The sequence below is a fragment of the Citrobacter sp. S46_ASV_140 genome (assembly GCF_018919545.1).
GTDB classification, from domain to species: Bacteria; Pseudomonadota; Gammaproteobacteria; order Enterobacterales; family Enterobacteriaceae; genus Citrobacter; species Citrobacter braakii.
Genome location: NZ_JAHLRC010000185.1, coordinates 1 through 5,170, shown reverse-complemented (window position 1 = coordinate 5,170; position 5,170 = coordinate 1). Strand labels below are relative to the sequence as shown.

Annotated in this window: 2 protein-coding genes; both read left to right on the top strand. The window is 52.5% G+C overall.

All coding sequences use genetic code 11. The features are described 5' to 3' along the window. The first annotated feature begins 357 nt into the window (after positions 1-357). Complete coding sequence (locus KQJ19_RS22300) at positions 358-3,465, top strand: ImcF-related family protein (protein WP_253296401.1); 3,108 nt, start codon at positions 358-360, stop codon at positions 3,463-3,465. Then, positions 3,462-5,060 carry a type VI secretion system protein TssA gene (gene tssA, locus KQJ19_RS22295; protein WP_200047203.1) on the top strand — a complete coding sequence of 533 codons (1,599 nt, stop codon included), beginning with the start codon at positions 3,462-3,464 and terminating at the stop codon, positions 5,058-5,060. The genes KQJ19_RS22300 and tssA overlap by 4 nt, the downstream gene beginning before the upstream one ends. Positions 5,061-5,170: the final 110 nt, after the last annotated feature.

Genomic DNA, 5,170 nt, shown 5'->3' with positions numbered 1-5,170 from the left:
ATATTATATTGTCGAGGGTTAAAAAAATTAGAAGTCGGGAATAGATATATGCAAAAGTCTAGCTTGTTGCGATTATGTGGTTTGTTATTTATTTTGGTTGTTGTTGGTTTGATATGCTATGTAGTACTTTATTACTACGGAGGGTATTTCGGGGTGACAACCCCAACAACCAGGGTCATAGTTATCACATCGATTTTATTAGCACTGTGTTATATTTTTAAAATATGGCAGGTGAATGCGTTGAAATCAGTGTTAGGAGCGTATGTACCATTATTAAAATATAAAGCCATTGCTTATTTTCTTTTACCATGGAAGTCTGCTTATGAGTCAAATGTAGAAAATAATACTGCAGCCACATTGGACAGCAATATATTCATTAACTTCTACTCTACACTTAAAGATAACTACGGTCGCCGCTGGCGCGCCAAAACGCGTATCCTGCTGGTGATGGGGGATGCCCCTCAGGTTGATCAACTGGTACCTGAACTCACCTCCCAGCGCTGGGTTGAAGGGGATGGCGTGGTGTTAATCTGGGGAGGCAAGCTCACTGCAACGCCAGATGTCTCGCTGTTTGATACGATACGCAAACTGCATCGGCGCCCGCTGGATGGGGTTGTATGGGTAATCCACACTTTTCAGCAACATGATGCCTTGCTTCAATCAGCCCCTGTTGTGCCCTTAACTTCACAGCAAATGGATGAGGCCGCCCGCCATCTTCTGGCTGTTTTTACCACGCTTCGCTGGCGAGTGCCGTTATACCTCTGGTCGCTGCATGGCGCTCAATTTGTACCGGATAACGTAACCTTACACTCTGCGACGTGTATGTTCCCTTCAAAATGCACCACGGCTTTATGTCGTTCGCAGTTGACCTCGTTGGCAATGCAGATGGCGGAGCAGGGCACGCAGCAGGTTACGCGAAATATCCGCGATAACTTTTTACTGAAAATGGCTAATTTGCTGATGCCTAAGGCAGAAGCCATCAGCGACTCGTTGACCACTTTTTTCAGCCCGCATCGGCCCCTGCCGCTGGCGGCGGTAATCTTGAGCCAGTATGCGGAAAGTACCCCATCGCGCGTTGCGCATGCCTGGACGCGTGATGAACGTTGGCGCGCGTTGCTTGATTCACTCCCTGCGTTACCTGCGGAGCTAAAGGCACAACGCACAGGCCGTTCAGGGATTCGAGTGCTGGCAGTCGGTACAGCCGGTTTGATGCTGCTATGGGGCGCGGGAATGGCGGTTTCTTTCCTGGCTAATCGCAATATGATCACCGAAAGCCTGGACCAGGCGAGACTGGCCGGCGGTCCGGATAAACCGCTCGCCGAGCGTCTTACGGCGTTATCCGCTCTTCAGCAAACGCCGGGCATGCTTCGCTGGCGTCAGCAGAATGGCGTGCCGTGGTATTACCGCTTTGGCTTGAGCCAAAATGATGCTCTGCTGGATGCCCTATGGCCGCGTTATACGCGTATTGCTATTCCACTACTGCGTGATGAAGCCGCACAACATCTCACTCAGGAATTGACGGCGTTAACGAGACTGGCACCGGAAAGCCCGCAGTTTGCAGCTCGGGCAAAGATCGCCTACAACCAGTTGAAAATGTATCTGATGCTCTCCCGGCCCGAACAGATGGAGGCGTCATTTTTTAGTCAGGCGCTGATGCAAGACTGGCCAGAGCGCGCAGGCATTTCGCGCGCATCATGGCAAGGCGTTGGGCCGGGGCTCTGGCAATTCTGGGGAGAAAACCTTCTGGCGCATCCTGAATGGAAAATAGCGGCCGATAAAAATCTTATTAGCCAGGTGCGAACACTGTTAATTCGTCAGATGGGGATCCGCAATGGCGAAGCCGCCCTGTATCAGAAAATCATTGAACAGGTGACTCCGCATTACACCGATCTTCGTCTGGAGGACATGACCGGCGATACTCGGGCAGACCTGGTATTTTATACCCGGAGTTCGGTTGCTGGCGTGTATACCCGCCAAGCCTGGGAAGAGGAGGTTTTGCCCGCCATAGAAAAAATCGTAAGCAACCGCCGGGAAGAGATGGATCAGGTGCTGGGGGATGAAACGCACTCTGCAAGCGACCCTCTCTCTCCACAGGCGTTAAAGGCGCGTCTTAGCGAGCGTTACTTTATGGATTTTGCCGACAACTGGCTGGATTTTCTCAACAGTATTCGCTGGAAGCGCACCCAAACGCTGAGTGATGCCATCGATCAACTCACATTGATTGCAGATATCCGTCAGTCTCCTCTGGTTGCGTTAATGAATACGCTCGCCGTTCAGGGACGTACAGGGTTAACCGGGGAAGCGTTGTCGGACTCACTGGTGAAGTCGGCAAAGGATCTGTTTAACACCAAAGAGAATCAGACCATTGACCAGCATCCACGGGAAGAAGGTCCTATGGCGAGTACCTTCTCGCCAATCCTGGCATTGATGGATGAGCAATCGGCTGGGCAGGATATCAGCCTTCTGAGTCTGCAAACCTACCTGACCCGGGTAACGCAGGTCAGGCTGAAACTCCAGCAGATTACTAACGCTGCCGATCCGCAGGGAATGAGTCAGGCCCTGGCGCAGACGGTATTTCAGGGCAAAACCGTTGATCTCACTACCACGCGTGACTATGGAAATCTGGTGGCTGCCAGTCTGGGGCAAGCATGGAGTGGATTTGGTCAAACAATGTTTGTTCAGCCGCTGGAGCAGTCATGGCAGCAGGTGTTGCAGCCAACCGCGGCGGGTCTGAATGCGCAATGGAAGGCGCTGATTGTGAATGACTGGAACAGCGCATTCGGTGGACGTTATCCGTTCCGTGATGTCGGCAGCGAGGCTTCCCTGCCGCTGCTGGCGCAATATCTGCGAAGCGATAATGGCCGAATTCAGCATTTTCTCGAAAGTCATTTAAGCGGTGTGCTGCATAAACAGGGAAGTCACTGGGTTGCCGACACGGTGAATGCTCAGGGACTGGTATTTAATCCTGCGTTCCTCGAGGCGATGGACCAGCTCAGTCAAATTGCGGATGTCGCTTTTATTCGTGGAGAAGCCGGGATTCGTTTTGAACTGCGTCCTGGAACGGCACGAGATGTGATGCAGACAGACCTCGTGCTGGATGGCCAGAAACTCACCTATGTTAATCAGATGCCAACGTGGAAAAACGTTGTCTGGCCTGCCGATACGCAAGCGTCAGGAGCAACCCTAAGCTGGGTGAGCACGAGTACGGGAACCCGAATCTACTCAGATAACCCCGGTACCTGGGGCTGGATAAGACTGCTTGAGAAAGCGGAGATAACTGATAATGCTGGCGTGAGCAGCGGTTTTAACCTGCGCTGGACTGCGCAAGATGGATTGCCGCTGAACTATACCCTGCGCACGGAAGCGGGTGAAGGTCCCCTTGCATTACTCAAACTCCGCGATTTTGAACTACCCGAAGCAATTTTTATTGTTAGCAGCAAGCTTTCCTCAGAGGAAGAAGAATGAGCGCTCTGAATCGTCTACTGGCCGCCAGTGCGGATTCGACAGATGAACAACAGCAACTGATGGAACAGGCACAAACGCAGACTGCGCTATGGCAAAACTGGTTATTGCCAATTTCAGCAGCCAACCCGGGTGGTGACGATCCTGGCTATGACGATGATTTTCAGCGCATGCGGGAAGAGGTGAATAAACTTTCTGGCGCACAAACGGATCTCATCATTGAGCTTGCGGAAAAACTCCTGATCAACACCTGTAAGGATGTCCGTGTTGTCACTTATTACACATGGGCGCGTTTGCACCAGGATGGTGAGTCCGGCCTGGCGGATGGTCTGATTTTGCTGGCTGGCCTGATGCAGCAATATGGCGATACTCTCCATCCCTTAAAAGCGAATAGTCATAAAGCCGCCCTCGAATGGTTAGCAGGCGGGCGGATGCTGGATAGTCTGGCGCGATTCCCGGAAGTTTCACGACCTGACGCGCAACGGATCGCCGGTGCGCTGATGTTGCTGGACCAGCAATTTAATCAGCGAGAGGAGAGCATTCGCCCTGGGCTTGGAGCGCTGTATAGCGCGCTGGAGAACCGTCTGGCCCAATCAGGTGGTGCTCAGGCATTGGTACCACAAAATATCAGCACCCAAACCGCTCGGTACAGCGCAGATACTCCCGTCCTCAAAAGTATTGCCTCGGGCCGGGAGTTGCTGGAGCAGGCACGGGTGTTGGCCAAATACCTGGCCGATCAGCCAGATGGCTGGCTGGCGGCGCATCATTTGATGAAAAGCGTGCGGCTCGATACGGTCAGCCAGCTTCCTCCGCCAGATGGCGCCGGACGTACACGTCTGGAACCGCCCAAGAGTGATTACCGTGCGCAGCTTAAACGTCTTTATTTGCAGCAAAGCTGGACTGAATTGATTGAGTTAACTGACAGCTTATTTGTTGAGGGAGTGAATCATTTTTGGCTTGATGTGCAGTGGTACCTTCATCAGGCATTAATGAGGGCTGGATCGCCATGGGATAAAAATGCCGGGATTATCATCAGCGATCTGAAAATGTTGCTGCATCGGATGCCGGGTCTGGAAACGCTGGCATTTAACGACGGAATGCCCTTTGCCGATGACGTCACGCGTGAGTGGATCGCCCGCGAGGTGCTGCAGGAAAGTGACTGGCAGACGGAAAAAGTCACTGCGGCTACCGCAGGGGCGGACGACGATATCCTGCTACTTGAAAGCGAGGCCTTGACGCTGGCGGATAGCGAAGGCGTTGAAACAGCGCTCGCCTGGCTTCAGGCTCGCCCCGGCGTGATTTCACGTCGACAACGCTGGTTACGCCAACTGTTGATGGCTCGCCTGACGGAACAATGTGGGCGCAACGATCTCGCGCTGCATTTGCTTGGCGAGTTGAATGCGACAGCACACTCTCTCACCCTCAAACAATGGGAGCCTGAACTGCTGTTTGAAGTAAAAGCGCGACGGCTGAAACTTCTGCGTTTAAAAGCCAATCGCAGTGAAAGTGACAAAGCGCGTCTGATGCCAGAGATGGACTTACTGTTGTCCGGACTGGTAGCCATTGATCCTGCCAGAGCTGCCGTCTTGTGTGGCTAAAACAAAATAAGCGAACTGTAAAATGGAAGACTTAACTCTGCGTTATTATGACGCGGAAATGCGTTATTTAAGGGAAGCGGCAAAAGAGTTTGCGCAGGCGCATCCGGATC